Source organism: Pseudomonas sp. B2M1-30 (assembly GCF_025447575.1).
Classification (GTDB): domain Bacteria; phylum Pseudomonadota; class Gammaproteobacteria; order Pseudomonadales; family Pseudomonadaceae; genus Aquipseudomonas; species Aquipseudomonas botevensis.
Map to the genome: position 1 here is coordinate 135,171 of NZ_JAOEJT010000010.1, position 17,018 is coordinate 152,188.

Consider the following 17,018-nt stretch of genomic DNA (forward strand, 5'->3'; position numbering starts at 1 on the left):
CCCGCCGTGGCGGCGGGCTTGCTCGCGAAGACTGATTCAGCCGCGACAACGCTAGCGTACCGCCACCTCGGCCGGCTTCACCGCCGTCGGCTTCAACACCAGCCACAACGCCGCCGCAATCAACACCCCGCCATACACATGGGCCATCGACAGCGGCTCATCGAGCAGCAACGCCCCCCACAACACGCCGAATGGCGGAATCAGGAAGGTCACGGTCATCGACTTCACCGGGCCGATCGAACTGAGCAGACGGAAATACACTATGTAGGCAAACGCCGTGCAGCCCAGGCCCAGGCCCAGTAGCGACAGCCAGACATTCCAGCCGCCCCAGCTTGCCGGTGGCTGGGTGGCGACGCTGTAGCCGAACAGCGGCAGCAGGAACAACGTCGCCCCGAGCATGCTGCCCAGCGCCGACAAGCGACTGTCCAGCCCGCCGGCCTGGTCCAGCCAGCGCCGCGCGAGGAATCCGGCAAAACCGTAGCAAGTGGTGGCGAGCAGGCAGGCGAGGGCGCCCATCAGCAATGGCAGGTCGAACGCCACGGGACCCGCGCGCGTCAGCACGCCGACGCCGAGCAACCCGAGGAACACTCCGCCGAGCTTGGCTGCGGTCAATTTTTCGCTGAAGAACAAGCCGCCAATCAACACGCCCATCAGCGGCGTGGTGGCATTGAAGATCGCCGAATAACCGGCCGGCAGCACTTGGGCCGCCACCGAATACAGCGTCGCCGGAATGCCCGAATTGATCAGGCCCAGCAGCATCACCGTCTTCAGTTTGCCCTTGAAGTCCCAGCTGATACGCATCAGACCGAGGATCACCAGCAGACCGACGGCAGCGATCGACACGCGGAAAAACGCCGTCGGAATCGTGCCGATCACCGGCGCGATGATGCGCATGAACAGAAAACTCGCGCCCCAGATGGCTGCCAGCGACAACAAACGGAAAATATCGACAGGGCTCACGGCGGGTCTCCTTCCTTGATCGGGACGAGAGTGTTGCCGAGCGCCCTGACGATGGCAACCGCTATTCGGGCATTTAACTTTCCGTCAGATCACAAAGCGCGTGACCAGCCCGTTCAGGTCGACCGCCAGCCGCGACAGTTCCTGGCTGGCGGCAGAGGTCTGGGTGGCACCGGCAGCGGTTTGTGTCGAGAGATCGCGGATGGTCACCAGGTTCTGATCGACCTCGCGCGCGACCAGTGCCTGTTGCTCGGCGGCGCTGGCGATCACTAGGTTGCGCTGGTTGATCTGCGAGATCGACGCGGTGATTTTCTCCAGCGCCTGCCCGGCACTGTTGGCACGGCGCAAGGTATGGCCAGCCTGTTCGGCACTGCTTTGCAGCGCGCCGACGGTGGCGCCGGTGCCTTGCTGGATGCTGCTGATCATCAGCTCGATTTCTTCCGTGGAGTTCTGCGTGCGCTGCGCCAGCGAGCGCACTTCATCGGCCACCACCGCAAATCCGCGCCCGGCCTCACCGGCCCGCGCCGCTTCGATGGCGGCGTTGAGCGCCAGCAGATTGGTCTGCCCGGCGATGCCGCGAATCACTTCGAGCACTTTGCTGATGTCCTGCGCCTGCGTCGCGAGGCCTTCGGCACGCTCCGAGGCACCGAGTACCGCGCTGACCAGTTCCTGGATCGAGCTGATGGTTTCGCTGACCTGCACATGCCCGTGCTTGCTGTCCTCGTTCGACGCCTCGGACGCTTCAGCGCTGGACACCGCGTTGGCCGCGACTTCATCCACCGCCGTGCTCATCTCGGTGACGGCAGTGGCGGCCTGTTCGATCTGGTCGTTCTGCTGTTGCAGGCCACGGGTGCTTTGCTCCATCACCGAACTCATTTCCTCGGCGGCGGAGGCCAGTTGCTGCGCCGACTCGCTGATGCCACGAATGGTCGAACGCAGGTTGTTCTGCATCTCGGCCAGGGCTTCGAGCAGATGCGCCGCTTCATCCTTGCCGCTGCTGACGATCCGGCCACTGAGGTCGCCGGCCGCAATCCGCCGCGCCACGTCGAGGGCCTGATTGATCGGTGTGGTGATGCTGCGGGTCAGTTGCCAGGCCAGTAGCAGGGTGGCGACCAGAGCGATCACGATGATCGTCGTGACGATCCACAACGCCCGCTGATAACTCGCCGAGGCCGCTTTGGCGGCGGCATCCGCGCCTTGCTGATTGAGGCCGATCATCTGCTCCAGGGTTTTGTCGAGCACCGTGCCTTGCGGTGCCAGTTCAGTGTTCAGGCGGTTGTAGGCCTGTTCGTTTTGCCCGGCGTCGATGTTCCCGATGATCTGGTCGAGGATGCTCAGGTACTTGGCGGTATCCGCGCTCAAGCCGTCGAGCATCAGCCGTTCCTGATCGTTGGCGACCAAGGCCTTGTGGTCGTCGAGGCGCTTGAGCAATTCCTGGCGCTGGGCCTTGAGGAGGCCTTTGCTGCGCTCGCGAACGGCGGCCTGGGTGCTGGTGATCAGGCGCAGGGATTCGAGGCGGATGCTGGCGATGTTCGCCGCGCTGTCATGAATGCTTTCGATACTGGGCATCCACGACTCTTCAATCACCGCCGCGCTTTCGCGCAGGGCTTTCATCTGGCCCAGGCCAAACAGGCCGACCACCATCAGCAGACCGGCCAAAACGGCAAAACTCAGACTGGCTCGTAAACCTATGCGCAGATTCCGAATAGACATCAATAAGCTCCTTGGGCTTTGAGAGAGAGGTCGTCCTCGTGGACCGAGGATCTTGTTGTCAGGCGGGTAGTGGCGGGCTGTATATCAAAGTGCCACTATTTTGGTAAGACCAATCCGAAAGCTCTGAGGAGGCAGATGGCCAGGCCGGCGCATTCGCAGCAAAGCCGCACGCTAGAGATGCTGGCTCGAAATTGGATCCGAAACCCGGAGAATCCGTGGGCTGGCGGCGATCTGCCGGGAGAACCCGAACGGGCAATTGCTGACCAAACGGTCGATTAAAAAAACTTTGATAAAAACTGTGTCGTTGTACAACCCCGTCGCGCAATTGGCAGAAATTGCGCTTCTCCTGTGACCGCTTCCGTGGCTAAGCTCAGCCACGGATTTCCACATGCACGCAGAGGTTTCATCTATGCCGCAGCCATGGCCAGCCACCGACATCGCCCGCATGATCCTCGACGGCTTCGACGACTACCGCGAGCATTTCCGGCGGATCACCGATGGCGCCCGGGAACGCTTCGAACAAGCGCGCTGGCAGGAGATCCAGACGGCCTCGGCGGCACGGATCAATCTCTACGAAGAGAAGGTCAGCGAAACGGTGACGCGCCTGCGTGAGTATTTCGAGGCGCCGACGCTGATGGATGTCAGTTGCTGGCCGCTGGTGAAAAGCGCCTACATCAGCATCATCGACCTGCGCTTCGACGATGAGTTGTCTGAAACCTGGTACAACTCGATTTTCTGCGGACTGTTCAGTCATGACCTGATCAGCGACGGCTGCATGTTCATTCACACCACCCGCCCGAGCCTGCGCCGCGCCCGGGCCGCGCAGACCCGGACCTATAAGCCTGAGGGCCAGTTGTCGGCCATGCTTGAGAAGATCTTCGCCGACTTCCGGTTCAGCGAGGATTACGCCGATCTGCCGCGCGATTTGCAGCGCCTTGAAGCGCAACTGCGCGAGAACCTGCCGGACTGGGTGTGCAAGGATCCGGAGCTGAGCGTCGAGCTGTTTTCCTCGGTGCTGTACCGCAACAAGGGCGCGTACCTGGTCGGGCGCATCTACACCCGCGATGAACAGTGGCCGCTGGTGATTCCGTTCCTGCACCGCGAAGGCCACGGCATCCAGATCGACGCGCTGATCACCGACGAAGCCGATGTGTCGATCATCTTCTCTTTCACCCGTTCGTATTTCATGGTCGATGTGCCGGTGCCGGCAGAGTTCATCGGCTTCCTGCGGCGCATTCTGCCGGGCAAGCACATCGCCGAGCTGTACACCTCGATCGGTTTCTACAAGCACGGCAAGTCGGAGTTCTACCGCGCGCTGATCAATCATCTGGCCAATACCGACGATCAATTCATCATGGCCCCCGGCGTGCGCGGCATGGTCATGAGCGTGTTCACCCTGCCGGGCTTCAACACCGTGTTCAAGATCATCAAGGACCGTTTCTCGCCGTCGAAGAACGTCGACCGCGCAACGGTGATCGAGAAATACCGCCTGGTGAAAAGCGTCGACCGGGTAGGGCGCATGGCCGATACCCAGGAGTTCGCCGATTTCCGTTTTCCGCTGAGCAAGTTCGATCCGGCGTGCCTTGAGGAATTGCTGGAAGTGGCGCCGTCCACGGTGTCGGTGGAAGGCGAAACCGTGCTGATCCGCCACTGCTGGACGGAACGGCGGATGACCCCGCTCAACCTGTACCTGGACAACGCCAACGAAGCCCAGGTGCGTGAAGCGCTGGAGGATTACGGCCTGGCGATCAAGCAACTGGCGGCGGCCAACATCTTTCCCGGCGACATGCTGCTGAAGAATTTTGGCGTCACCCGTCACGGCCGCGTGGTGTTTTACGACTACGACGAAATCTGCTTCCTCACCGAAGCCAACTTCCGCCACATCCCGCCGCCGCGTACACCCGAGGATGAGATGGCTTCGGAGCCGTGGTATTCGATCGGGCCGCTGGATGTGTTCCCCGAAGAGTTTCCACCGTTTCTATTTGCCGATTCGGCGCAGCGCAAACTGTTCGATCAGTTGCATGGCGAGTTGTACAACGCCGATTACTGGAAGGGGTTGCAGGAGGCGATTCGGGCGGGAAAGGTCATCGATGTTTTCCCGTACCGGCGCAAGGGTTTGGATAACGAGTAACTGCTTCCCCTCACCCCAGTCCTCTCCCGGAGGAGAGGGAGCCGACAGAGGTGTCTCACGTCCAGCGCCGACCTGAAAGACCTTGGCGATTCTGGATTCGATGAAGCTCGTTCAGGTCGGTGGAGCTGGCAAAGTTGACTCGGTCGATTCCCTCTCCCACCGGGAGAGGGTCAGGATGAGAGCTGCATTCCCCATGACCCGCCACAAAACCGCCAAATCTGCGACAATCGCCCCCTTGCGCCACTAGACGACTGAATTGCGTACCCGATGACCGACGAATCGCCCTCCATCGACAAACTGCTGAAAAACCTCGATCACGCCATGCTCGCCGACCGGCACCGGTTGCGGCGGCAGTTGCTTGAGCTGCGCAAGAAACCCGACGAGGCCAAACTGGCCCAGTGGGTCGCGCGGATGCAGGCGTCCTGCGATCAGGTGCTGGCGCGCAAGGCCAGCCTGCCGGTGATCCGTTACGACGACAGCCTGCCGATCGCGGCCAAGCGTGACGAGATCAAGAAGGCGCTGGAGAAGCATCAGGTCCTGATCATTGCCGGTGAAACCGGCTCGGGCAAAACCACGCAGTTGCCGAAAATCTGTCTGGAAATCGGTCGCGGTCAGCATGGCCTGATCGGCCACACCCAGCCACGCCGGATCGCGGCGCGCAGCGTCGCCAGCCGGGTCGCCGAAGAGCTCGGCACGCCGCTCGGCTCGCTGGTCGGCTATCAGGTGCGGTTCGAGGACCAGAGCGATGCCAACACCCTGATCAAACTGATGACCGACGGCATCCTGCTGGCGGAAACCCAGAACGACCGCTACCTCGAACGCTACGACACGATCATCGTCGACGAAGCCCACGAACGCAGCCTCAACATCGACTTCCTGCTCGGCTACCTGAAGACCCTGCTGCCGCGTCGCCCGGACCTGAAAGTCATCATCACCTCGGCGACCATCGATCTGGAGCGTTTCTCCAGACACTTCGACGATGCGCCGATTGTCGAAGTGTCCGGTCGCACCTTCCCGGTGGACACCTGGTATCGCCCGCTGACCCTGGAGCAGGACGAGGAAGGCAACCGCGTCGAGGATGACCTGACGGTGGATCAGGCGATCCTCGCCAGTCTCGATGAAATTGCCGCTTACGAGCGCAGCGAACGCCGCAGCCCTGGCGATGTGCTGGTGTTCCTGCCCGGCGAGCGCGAGATTCGCGATGCGGCCGACATGCTGCGCAAGGCCCAGCTCAAACACACGGAAATCCTGCCGCTGTACGCGCGCCTGACGCCGGCCGAGCAGCAGAAGATTTTCCAGTCCCACCCGGGCCGGCGCGTGGTGCTGGCGACCAACGTCGCCGAAACCTCGCTGACCGTGCCGGGCATCCGCTATGTGATCGACAGCGGCACCGCGCGCATCAGCCGCTACAGCTATCGCGCCAAGGTGCAGCGCTTGCCGATCGAAGCGGTTTCCCAGGCCAGCGCCAACCAGCGCAAGGGTCGCTGCGGGCGGGTCGAGCCGGGCATTTGCATTCGTCTATACAGCGAGGAAGATTTCCTCGCCCGCCCGGAATTCACCGATCCGGAAATCCTGCGCACCAACCTCGCGGCTGTCATTTTGCAGATGCTCCATCTGCGCCTCGGTGAAATCACCGCGTTCCCGTTTATCGAGCCGCCGGACGGCAAGGCGATCAGCGACGGTTTCAATCTGCTGCAAGAACTCTCGGCGGTGGATCGCAACAGTCAGCTGACGCCGCTCGGCCGCCAGTTGGCGCGCCTGCCAGTGGACCCGCGCATGGGCCGGATGCTGCTCGAAGCGGCGAAGCTCGGCAGCCTCCAGGAAGTGCTGATCGTCGCCAGCGCCATGTCGATCCAGGATCCGCGCGAGCGCCCGCCGGAGCGTCAGCAAGCGGCGGATCAGGCCCACGCGCAATGGAAAGACGCCGACTCCGACTTCGCCGCGCTGGTCAATCTGTGGCGTGGTTTCGAAGAACAACGCCAGGCGCTGACTGCCAATCCGCTGCGCAACTGGTGCCGCAAGAACTTCCTCAACTACTTGCGCTTGCGTGAGTGGCGCGACTCCCATCGGCAGTTGGCGCTGATCTGTCGCGACCTGCAACTGAGCGTCAATAAAGAGCCGGCGGATTATCCGAAGCTGCACAAGGCGGTGCTGGTCGGCCTGCTCAGCCAGATCGGCCAGAAAACCGAGGACGGCGATTACCTCGGCGCCCGCCAGCGGCGCTTCTGGATTCACCCGTCATCCGGGATCGGTCGCAAGCGTCCGCAATGGGTGATGACCGCCGAACTGGTGGAAACCACCAAGCTTTATGCGCGGATGGTGGCGAAGATCGATGCCGACTGGATCGAGCCGCTGGCCGGGCATCTGATCAAGAAAAACCATTTCGAACCGCACTGGGAAAAGAAGCGTGGCCAGGTCGTGGCGTTCGAGCAGATCACGCTGTTCGGCCTGATCGTGGTCGGTCGCCGGCCGGTGCATTACGGCCCCGTGGACCCAGTGGTTTCCCGCGAGCTGTTCATCCGCGAAGGCCTGGTGCGCGGCGAGATTCAGTCCCGGGCCAAGTGCCTGAGCGCCAACAAGCAACTGCTGGAACAACTCGACGAACTGGAAGCCAAGGCCCGCCGTCGCGACATTCTGGCCGACGAGGAAACCCTGTACGCCTTCTACGATGCGCGGTTGCCGGCGGAGATTCACCAGACCGCGACCTTCGACAGTTGGTATCGGGTCAACAGTCAGAAGAATCCGCAACTGCTGATCATGCGCGAGGAAGACGTGCTGGCCCGCGAGGCCAGCGAAGTCACCGCGCGGGATTACCCGGACACTCTGCACATCGGCGATCTGGAGCTGGCGCTCACTTATCACTTTGAGCCCAATCACCCGCGCGATGGCGTGACCCTGCGTGTGCCGGCACCACTGTTGCCGATGCTGCCGCCGGAGCGCCTGGAATGGCTGGTGCCGGGACTGATCGAGGCCGAGTGCATCGCGCTGGTGCGCAACCTGCCCAAGGCGCTGCGCAAGAACTTTGTGCCGGTGCCGGACTTCGTCAAAGCCGCGTTGCAGCGCATGACCTTCGCCGAAGGCTCGTTGCCGCAGACGCTGGGCCGTGAACTGTTGCGCATGACCGGTGCGCGGGTCAGTGATGAGGCGTGGGCGGAAGCGGCGCAGCAGGTCGAGGGGCATCTGCGGATGAACCTGGAAATCGTCGACGGCCAGGGCAAGTTCCTGGGCGAAGGGCGCGATCTGGCCGAACTGACCGCGCGTTTCGCCGAAGCCAGCCAGGCGGCGTTGGCCGTGCCGCAGAGCGCGAAAAGCCAGCAACCGGTGGAGGCCAAGGTCTTCGCTGCGGTGGCGCAAAAGACTCAACAGAAGATTGCCGGCCTGTCGATGACGGTCTATCCGGCGCTGGTGGAAGAGGGTGGTACGGTCAAGGAAGGGCGTTTCTCGACCCCGGCCGAAGCCGAGTTCCAGCACCGTCGCGCATTGCAGCGTCTGCTCTTGCAGCAATTGGCCGAGCCGGCCAAATTTCTGCGTGGCAAGTTGCCGGGGCTGACTGAGCTGGGCTTGCTCTACCGTGAGCTGGGCCGCGTCGATGCGCTGGTCGAAGACATTCTGCTGGCCAGCCTCGATAGCTGCATCCTCGAGGGTGAAGATCCGCTGCCTCGCGATGGCGCCGGTCTGGCGTCGCTGGCCGAGCGCAAGCGTGGCAGTTGGTCCGAGCACGCCGACCGCGTCGCGCGCCTGACGCTGGAGATCCTCAAGCTCTGGCACGGCCTGCAAAAACGCTTCAAAGGCAAGATCGATCTGGCCCAGGCCGTGGCGCTGAATGACATCAAGCAGCAGCTCAGCCAACTGGTCTATCCGGGCTTTGTCCGGGAAACGCCGATGGTCTGGCTCAAGGAGCTGCCGCGTTATCTGAAAGCGGTCGAGCAGCGTTTCGAAAAACTCGCAGCCCAGGTGCAGAAGGATCGGGTCTGGAGCGGCGAACTGGCCGGGCTCTGGACGCAATACCAGACGCGCGCGGCCAAACACGCCCAGGAAGGCAAACGCGATCCGCAACTCGAGTTGTACCGCTGGTGGCTGGAGGAATACCGGGTTTCGCTGTTCGCCCAGCAGTTGGGCACCAAGGCGCCGATCTCCGACAAGCGTCTGAGCAAGCAGTGGAGCCAGGTCGAGGCTTGAGGCTTGTACGCCCCCGTGTGGGGGCGGTGTGCTTGAGAATGGGGCCAAAACCTCGGGTTTATGGCAAACTTCGCGACCATAAACGCCGCTTTCGCGACCCAGAGCCCTCGGCCCGGTCACAAAACGGCGCAGAGCGATGCCGGATTTGCGTCCCCGGGATGGGAATAGACCCTTTGTGTGTTGGTACGTCGGTGCCAGCGCTTTCTGCCTGAACAGATTAGAGAAACGACCATGCATAACGTCGTCATCAGCGGCACCGGCCTGTTTACCCCGGCCAACAGCATCTCCAACGAAGAGCTGGTGCAGTCTTTCAATACCTACGTCGCGCAGTTCAATGCCGACAACGCCGACGCCATTGCCCGTGGCGAAATCGAGGCCCTGACCGAATCCAGCGCCGCTTTCATCGAGAAAGCCTCCGGGATCAAGAGCCGTTTTGTCATGGACAAGGAAGGCATCCTTGATCCGCAACGCATGGCGCCACGTCTGCCGGAGCGCTCCAACGACGAATGGTCGGTACTCTGCCAGATGGCGATCGGTGCTGCCGAACAAGCCCTGCAGCGCGCCGGCAAGACGGCCGCCGACATCGACGGCGTGATCGTCGCCTGCTCCAACCTGCAGCGCGCCTATCCGGCCATCGCCATCGAAGTCCAGGAAGCACTGGGCATCCAGGGGTTCGGTTTCGACATGAACGTCGCCTGCTCGTCGGCGACCTTCGGGATTCAGGCCGCCGCCAACAGCGTGCAACTGGGCCAGGCCCGGGCGATCCTGATGGTCAACCCGGAGGTCTGCACCGGTCACCTGAACTTCCGTGATCGCGACAGCCACTTCATCTTTGGCGATGCCGCCACGGCCGTGGTCATCGAGCGCGCCGACCTCGCCACCTCCCAGTACCAGTTCGACGTGGTCAGCACCAAGCTGCTGACCAAGTTCTCCAACAACATCCGCAACAACTTCGGCTTCCTCAACCGCGCGGCGGAAGAGGGCATCGGCGCCCGCGACAAGCTGTTCGTGCAGGAAGGGCGCAAGGTGTTCAAGGACGTTTGCCCGATGGTCGCCGAGCTGATCGGTGAGCATCTGCAAGAGAACCAGCTCAACGTTGGCGACGTGAAGCGTTTCTGGCTGCACCAGGCCAACCTGAGCATGAACCACCTGATCGTGCGCAAGCTGCTGGGCCGCGAGGCCACCGCAGAAGAAGCCCCGGTGATCCTCGACACTTACGCCAACACCAGCTCCGCCGGCTCGGTGATTGCCTTCCACAAAAACCAGGACGACCTGGCGGCCGGTTCGCTGGCGGTGCTGAGTTCGTTCGGTGCCGGTTATTCGATCGGCAGCGTGATCTTGCGCAAGCGTTAAGAGACGGCTTCATTTCCTCTTAATCGCGCTGACCTTTCCTACATCCGGATCGGCGCGAACGCTGTAATTTTCGGAAGTGGCGGCAGGAGAGATCCTGCCGTTATCATTTTCGGAGTCGGGACAAGGGGATTGATGGATGGCGGCTGACGACACCCAACTGCTTGCGCGCTTGCTGGCAGGTGAGCAAAAGGCTTTCAAGGAACTGGTCACCACTTATCAGAGTGCGATGCGCGCGGTGGCGTATGCCATTGTCGGTCAGCGGCATGTCGAGGAGGTGGTACAGGACGCCTGGTTGTCGGTGGTGCGCCATATCGGCAGCTTCGAAGGCCGCTCCAGCCTCAAGACCTGGCTGCTGACCATCACCGCCAACTCGGCCAAGGGCCGGTACAGGCTCAATCGCCGCGAAGTGCTGCTCGATGACCTGCCATCGCCCCACGGCACCATCGATGACGACCGCTTTTCCCCCGGCGACGGCCACTGGCTGGTTGCGCCGTTTGCCTGGCACCAGGACACGCCCGAAGCCTTGCTGACCGAAAGCGAACTGCGCGAATGCCTGGAGCATACGTTGCTGAGCCTGTCGGAGCTGCAAAGCAGCGTACTGCTGTTGCGCGAGCGTCAGGGCCTGGAGCTGGAAGAGATCTGTAATCTTCTGGAGATCTCGCTCTCCAATGTCCGCGTGCTGCTGCATCGGGCACGTCTGAAGGTCTTCGCGACCGTGGAACATTTTGAGGAGACCGGAGAATGTTGACCTGCAAGGAGCAAGTGGCACGATCCAGCGATTATCTCGACGGCCAATTGAGCTTTCGCGAGAAGCTGATGGTGCGCCATCACCTGTTGTTCTGCCCCAATTGCCGGCGTTTCATTCGTCAGATGCGGCTGATGCAGGCGACGTTGCGAGCGATGCCGGAACGACCATCGGATGATGTCGATGAGCTGGCGGCGCGCCTGGCGGCGCAGCGGCGGGACGACAGTCCCTAGGAAATGAAGCCTGGCGCGGCTGTGGCGGACGGATGATGGGGACCGCCGCAGCCGCGCCAGACTGTTGAAACACCTCAAGCGATGCACCCGGATGAGAAGCGCAGCGCCTGAGATCTGTTGCCGTGTTGCTTAGAACTTCGCTTCCGCGTCCAGCTGCAGGGTGTTGGTGTCTGCATCGCGCTGGGTACGGCTGGAGAAGTCAGCCTTGGTCAGGAAGTAAGTGGCACCGATGGCGAAGTTCTTGTCGATGTCATAGCCGACCTTGAACTTGTGACCACGGGAACCGGTGGTGCCGTTGGCGAAGTCGGAGTCGGTGAAGGCGCCGACCACGGCATTGCGCTGCACGTCACGATAGTTGTAGTCCAGGTTCAGGCCGAAGACTTTCGACTTGGCGCCGACCAGCCAGGCAGTGTCCTGATCGGTGACGGCATCGTTGTTCTTCACGTACTGACCGTAGAACGACAGAGGCATTGGCAGGCCGCCGATGTCGACCTGGCTGAAGCCTTCGTACAGACGGAACTCGTTGTTGGCCGAGTTGCCGTTGACTGCCAGGGCGCACGGCGTCGAGGTGCCGGTGCAACGGCTGTCTTCGTCGTTCTGGTAGGCGTAGACGCTGCCGCCCAGGGTCAGTTTCAGGTTGTCGGTGATCGCGAAACGGCTGCCCAGCTGGCCAGCGGTCAGACGCAGGTCGTGACGGAACTGCACGCCTTCGCCGTCGACGTTGTCCTTGAGGGTGTAGTTACCCAGGCTGCCGAACAGTTCGGCGCTGCTGCCCAGCGGGTACTTGTAGGTGACGGCCAGACCTTCCGGGTTGATGTCGCTATCCCAGATCACGTCGCCCATGCTCACCCACGGCTGCATCATCTTGCCGCCAATGATGTGCAGGTTCTTGATTGCGTCCGGGTGGTAGTCGATGTAACCCAGGTCCAGCCAGATCTGCTTCTTGTCGAAGTAGTTGTCCATGTCCTGGTTGGTCGAACGGGCATCGTCGCCGCCGCCGGTGGCGATCCGGATACCGGTGTCCACTTGCGGGTTGATTTCGGTGTAGGCGCCGAGGCGGGCGCGGATGCGCTGGCGATCCTTGTCACGACCACCGTTGTTGGCTTCGCCGTCGATCTTGACCGTTTCCTGGCGGATGCGCACGTCACCCTTGAATTGGGTCTTGGCGGCCCAGGCCAGTTTCTGGTCGAAAACGCTTTGCTCGTTGGTCTTTTTCGCGACTGCAGCGACCTGTTCGTTGGTCTCTTGCTGAGCCTGCTGGGCAATTTGCTGAGCCTTCTGATCCTTGGCCAGTTCAGCTTGCAGTTCTACATACTGCGCCTGGGAAATCGAACCGTTAGCCTTGAGCATGTCGAGCAGTTTGGCGTCGACTGCGGCACTGGCCGGAACACTCATGGCCAGCAACAGGCCACCGCACAGGGCCGCCGCAGTTTTCGTGGAAGCAAGACGCATAGCAATCTCCGAAGATGAGAGGGATGGCCGAACCACCCCGGGCACAACCGACGGTTGAAGGTCGGAAAACAATGTCCGGGTAGAACCCGGCGCTCTAAAAACAGGCGCCAGTATCGCGATGGTTTATGACAGAGCAGTGGCACGGTGATGGCAGGTTGATGACGTTAGAAGATCGTCCTGAACTATTGAGCTAGAGCGCTGTCGGGCAAATGCTCGTGTGCAAAGGATGGCGATAGGCGATACTCGCGGGGCTTTGAAGCCAAGATGTGGAGAGCTCGTTGATGCCGTTGCAACGCCTGCAAAACCTGTCGGAAATTGCCCCGGCGACATGGGACGCCCTGGTCCCGGAAAACCAGCCGTTCCTGCGCCATGCCTTTCTCGCGTCCCTGGAAGACAGCGGCAGCGTCGGCCCGCATACCGGCTGGCAGGCGGAGCATTTGCTGCATGTCGAAGGCGATCGGCTGCTCGCGGCCCTGCCTGCCTATCGCAAATGGCACTCTTACGGCGAATACGTGTTCGATCATGGCTGGGCCGACGCCTGCGCCCGCGCCGGGATCGATTACTACCCGAAACTGTTGGTCGCGGTGCCGTTCAGTCCGGTCAGCGGTCCACGGCTGTTGGCCGCCAATGTCGAGGACGGCTTCGAACTGCTCAAGAGCCTGCCGGGTTACCTGGAAATCGAAGAGCTCTCCAGCGCCCACGTCAATTTCACCGACCCCTTCACCGACGCCGCCATGGCTGAACAGCCAGGCTGGCTGCAACGCATTGGCTGTCAGTACCACTGGCACAATCGCGGTTATCGCGACTTTCAGGACTTTCTCGACGTCCTCAGTTCGCGCAAGCGCAAACAGATGCGCAAGGAGCGCGAGCAAGTGGCGGGGCAGGGGTTCGACTTCGAATGGCTGGAGGGCCGGGAGCTGGACGAGGCGCAGTGGGATTTTGTCTACGCCTGCTACGCCAATACCTACGCGGTGCGTCGCCAGGCGCCGTACCTGACGCGGGAGTTTTTCAGCCTGCTGGCCGAGCGCATGCCCGAAGCCATTCGCGTGGTGCTGGCCAGACAGGGTTCACGGCCGGTGGCGATGGCCTTCAGCCTGGTCGGTGGCGACAGTTTCTACGGACGTTACTGGGGTTGCCTGGCCGAGTTTGACCGGCTGCATTTCGAAACCTGTTTCTATCAGGGCATGGACTATGCGATTGCCCAGGGAATTCAGCGTTTCGATGCCGGTGCCCAGGGCGAGCACAAGCTGATTCGCGGCTTTGAGCCGGTGATTACCCACTCGTGGCATTACCTGCGTCATCCGGGCCTGAAGGCTGCCGTCAAGGACTTCCTCCACCAGGAGCGCGCCGGCGTACTGGCCTATGCCGAGGAGGCGCGGACAGCCTTGCCCTATCGCCAGACCTAGGCCCCCCGTGGGAGCAGGCTGGCTCCCACAGAGGGTCTAGGCGTGCGGCTCAAGTGTCTTCGCTGCCCAGACCGCGATAGATCACTCCACCCACCACCGCGCCCAACAGCGGCGTGACCCAGAACATCCACAACTGCGCAATCGCCCAGCCACCCACCATCAGCGCCGGTCCCGTACTGCGGGCCGGGTTGACCGAGGTGTTGGTGACGGGGATCGAAATCAAGTGGATCAGCGTCAGGGCCAGACCGATGGCGATCGGTGCCAGCCCCGGTGGGGCGCGTTTGTCGGTGGCGCCGAGGATGATCACCACGAACATCGCCGTCATCACCAGTTCAGTGACAAACCCGGCGGCCATCGAGTATTTGCCGGGAGAATGCTCGCCGTAGCCGTTGGAGGCCAGGCCGTTGGCGATGTCGAAGCCTTCCTTGCCGCTGGCGATGTAGTACAGCAGCGCTGCGGCGAGAATCCCGCCCAGCACCTGGGCGATGATGTAGGCGGGCAACTCTTTGGCCGGGAACCGGCCGCCGACGAACAGACCGACCGAGACGGCCGGGTTCAGGTGACATCCGCTGATGTGGCCGATGGCGAACGCCATGGTCAGCACCGTCAGACCAAATGCCAGGGCTACCCCCAGCACGCCGATTCCCAGCGGCGAAGACGCGGCCAGTACTGCGCTGCCGCAACCACCCAACACCAACCAGAATGTACCCAACAACTCAGTGACTGAACGTTTGAACAGAGACATGAGCGTGTCCTTGATAGTCCTGCTATCGAGACTGAATCGCGTTGTGCTTCCTTGCAGTCTTACGACAGGTCCCGTTCCGGAACCTTGGCTGAGTACAGCAGGGTTTACGCGGATTTCCAGCGCCCGTAAAAAACCGCCAGCGCCCGTGGTTGGCGGGCTCTGGCGGTTTTCGAGGTTGTTTGTGGGAGCGGACCTGCTCCCACGGGGTACACAAGATCAATCGATCCCGACGAAGCCCCCGGTCTGGTGCGCCCACAACCGCGCGTACAGGCCGCGATGGGCCAGCAGTTCGGCGTGGGTGCCGCTCTCGGCGATCTTGCCGTTTTCCAGCACCACCAGCCGATCCATGCGGGCGATGGTCGAGAGACGGTGGGCGATGGCGATCACGGTCTTGCCCTGCATCAGGGTTTCGAGGCTTTCCTGGATTGCCGCTTCGACTTCCGAGTCCAGCGCCGATGTCGCCTCGTCCATGATCAGGATCGGCGCGTCCTTGAGCAACACCCGGGCAATCGCAATGCGCTGGCGTTGACCACCGGACAGCTTCACCCCGCGCTCGCCGACATGGGCGTCGAACCCGGTGCGGCCCTCGGCGTCCGACAACAGCGGAATGAACTCGTCGGCACGGGCCTTGTGTACCGCGTCCCAGAGTTCGGCGTCGGTGGCGTCAGGTTTGCCGTAGAGCAGGTTGTCGCGGATCGAACGGTGCAGCAGCGAGGTGTCCTGGGTAATCATGCCGATCCGCGCGCGCAGGCTTTCCTGGCCGACTTCGGCGATGTTCTGCCCGTCGATCAGAATCCGCCCGCCCTCGACGTCGTACAGCCGCAACAGCAGATTGACCAGGGTCGATTTGCCGGCGCCGGACGGGCCGATCAGGCCGATTTTTTCTCCCGGCCTGATGTTCAGGTTGAGGTCGCCGATGATGCCTTTCTTCTTGCCGTAGTGAAAATCCACATGCTCGAAACGCACTTCGCCACGGGCCACCGCCAGCGGTTGGGCCTGTTCCCGGTCGGTGACGCTGACCGGTTGCGAGATGGTCTGCAGGCCGTCCTGCACCATGCCGATGTTTTCGAAGATGCCGGTGACCACCCACATGATCCAGCCGGACATGTTGACGATGCGGATCACCAGGCCGGTCGCCAGGGCAATCGCGCCGACGCTGATCAGCGATTGCGTCCACAGCCACAGGGCCAGCCCGGTGGTGCCGACGATCAACAGGCCGTTCATGGTGGTGATCACCACGTCCATGCTGGTGACCACGCGGCCCGCCAGTTGGGCTTTTTCGGTCTGTTCCTGGATCGCCTCGCGGGCGTAGTGCTGCTCGAAGTTGGTGTGGGCGAACAGCTTCAGCGTGGCAATGTTGGTGTAGCCGTCGACGATCCGTCCCATCAGTTTCGAGCGCGCGTCGGAGGCTTCCACCGAACGACTCTTGACCCGTGGCACGAAGTAGTAGAGCGCGCCGATGTAGGCGGCGATCCACATCAGCAGCGGGATCATCAGGCGCCAGTCGGCCTCGGCGAACAGCACCAGCGAACTGATCGCATAGATCAGCACATGCCACAACGCATCCACGGCCTGCACGGCGGAATCGCGCAACGAGTTGCCAGTCTGCATGATGCGCTGGGCGATGCGTCCGGCGAAGTCGTTCTGGAAGAAGTTCAGGCTCTGCTTGAGCACATAGCTGTGGTTCTGCCAGCGAATCAGGCTGGTCATGCTCGGGCTCAGGGTCTGGTGGACGAGCATGTCGTGTAGCGCCAGGAACAGCGGCCGCAGCAGGAGGGCAACCACCGCCATCCAGGCCAGCTCGGCGCCATGCACGGTGAAGAAGTCGGCGTTCGGCGCGCCCTGGGCCAGGTCGATGATGCGGCTCAGGTAACTGAACAGCGCGACTTCGATCAGCGCCCCGAACAGGCCGACGATCAGCAGGGCGAGAAAGCTCGGCCAGACCTGCTTCAGGTAATAGGTATAGAAGGGCAGGACGCGATCGGGCGGGGCTGCCGTCGGCGCGTCGCGGAATATGTCGATCAGTTGTTCAAAACGACGATAGAGCATCAGATAACCGCCCGGTCAGGGGCTCTCCCTTTATCAGTGTGAGCGGCGTGGCGTC

Annotated in this window: 11 protein-coding genes; 6 read left to right on the forward strand and 5 right to left on the reverse strand. The window is 62.2% G+C overall.

The window, feature by feature from the left end:
* Nucleotides 1-51: 51 nt before the first annotated feature.
* Nucleotides 52-960, reverse strand: a complete 909-nt coding sequence (locus tag N8H74_RS19740) for a DMT family transporter (protein ID WP_217831368.1) — start codon at nucleotides 958-960, stop codon at nucleotides 52-54.
* Nucleotides 961-1,044: 84 nt separating this feature from the next.
* Entirely contained in the window at nucleotides 1,045-2,670 is a 1,626-nt protein-coding gene (locus N8H74_RS19745; protein ID WP_262149632.1) for a methyl-accepting chemotaxis protein, read from the reverse strand.
* 409 nt (nucleotides 2,671-3,079) lie between these two features.
* Between N8H74_RS19745 and aceK the strand changes: the two genes are divergently transcribed.
* From aceK to N8H74_RS19770, 5 genes are all read left to right on the forward strand, one after another.
* Nucleotides 3,080-4,801, forward strand: a complete 1,722-nt coding sequence (aceK, locus tag N8H74_RS19750; protein WP_217831366.1) for a bifunctional isocitrate dehydrogenase kinase/phosphatase — start codon at nucleotides 3,080-3,082, stop codon at nucleotides 4,799-4,801.
* Between the two features lie 267 nt (nucleotides 4,802-5,068).
* Nucleotides 5,069-8,980, forward strand: a complete 3,912-nt coding sequence (gene hrpA / locus N8H74_RS19755) for an ATP-dependent RNA helicase HrpA (protein ID WP_262149634.1) — start codon at nucleotides 5,069-5,071, stop codon at nucleotides 8,978-8,980.
* A 231-nt stretch (nucleotides 8,981-9,211) separates the two neighbouring features.
* Nucleotides 9,212-10,333, forward strand: coding sequence for a beta-ketoacyl-ACP synthase III (locus N8H74_RS19760; protein WP_217831364.1), 1,122 nt, complete (start codon nucleotides 9,212-9,214; stop codon nucleotides 10,331-10,333).
* 136 nt (nucleotides 10,334-10,469) lie between these two features.
* Nucleotides 10,470-11,081 (forward strand): sigma-70 family RNA polymerase sigma factor, encoded by a 612-nt coding sequence (locus tag N8H74_RS19765; RefSeq protein WP_217831363.1) that lies wholly within the window; start codon nucleotides 10,470-10,472, stop codon nucleotides 11,079-11,081.
* Nucleotides 11,075-11,311, forward strand: a complete 237-nt coding sequence (locus N8H74_RS19770; RefSeq protein WP_217831362.1) for a zf-HC2 domain-containing protein — start codon at nucleotides 11,075-11,077, stop codon at nucleotides 11,309-11,311. The genes N8H74_RS19765 and N8H74_RS19770 overlap by 7 nt, the downstream gene beginning before the upstream one ends.
* A 129-nt stretch (nucleotides 11,312-11,440) precedes the next feature.
* Here the strand turns inward: N8H74_RS19770 and N8H74_RS19775 are convergent, their stop codons facing one another.
* On the reverse strand, nucleotides 11,441-12,763 hold the full coding sequence (locus tag N8H74_RS19775) for a putative porin (RefSeq protein WP_217831361.1): 1,323 nt from the start codon (nucleotides 12,761-12,763) through the stop codon (nucleotides 11,441-11,443).
* 281 nt (nucleotides 12,764-13,044) lie between these two features.
* Between N8H74_RS19775 and N8H74_RS19780 the strand changes: the two genes are divergently transcribed.
* On the forward strand, nucleotides 13,045-14,169 hold the full coding sequence (locus N8H74_RS19780; RefSeq protein ID WP_262149638.1) for a GNAT family N-acetyltransferase: 1,125 nt from the start codon (nucleotides 13,045-13,047) through the stop codon (nucleotides 14,167-14,169).
* Between the two features lie 49 nt (nucleotides 14,170-14,218).
* Here the strand turns inward: N8H74_RS19780 and aqpZ are convergent, their stop codons facing one another.
* Together aqpZ and N8H74_RS19790 are read right to left on the reverse strand one after the other, a co-directional pair.
* Complete coding sequence (gene aqpZ / locus N8H74_RS19785) at nucleotides 14,219-14,914, reverse strand: aquaporin Z (RefSeq protein WP_262149640.1); 696 nt, start codon at nucleotides 14,912-14,914, stop codon at nucleotides 14,219-14,221.
* Between the two features lie 216 nt (nucleotides 14,915-15,130).
* Nucleotides 15,131-16,963, reverse strand: a complete 1,833-nt coding sequence (locus N8H74_RS19790; protein ID WP_262149643.1) for an ABC transporter ATP-binding protein — start codon at nucleotides 16,961-16,963, stop codon at nucleotides 15,131-15,133.
* Nucleotides 16,964-17,018: the final 55 nt, after the last annotated feature.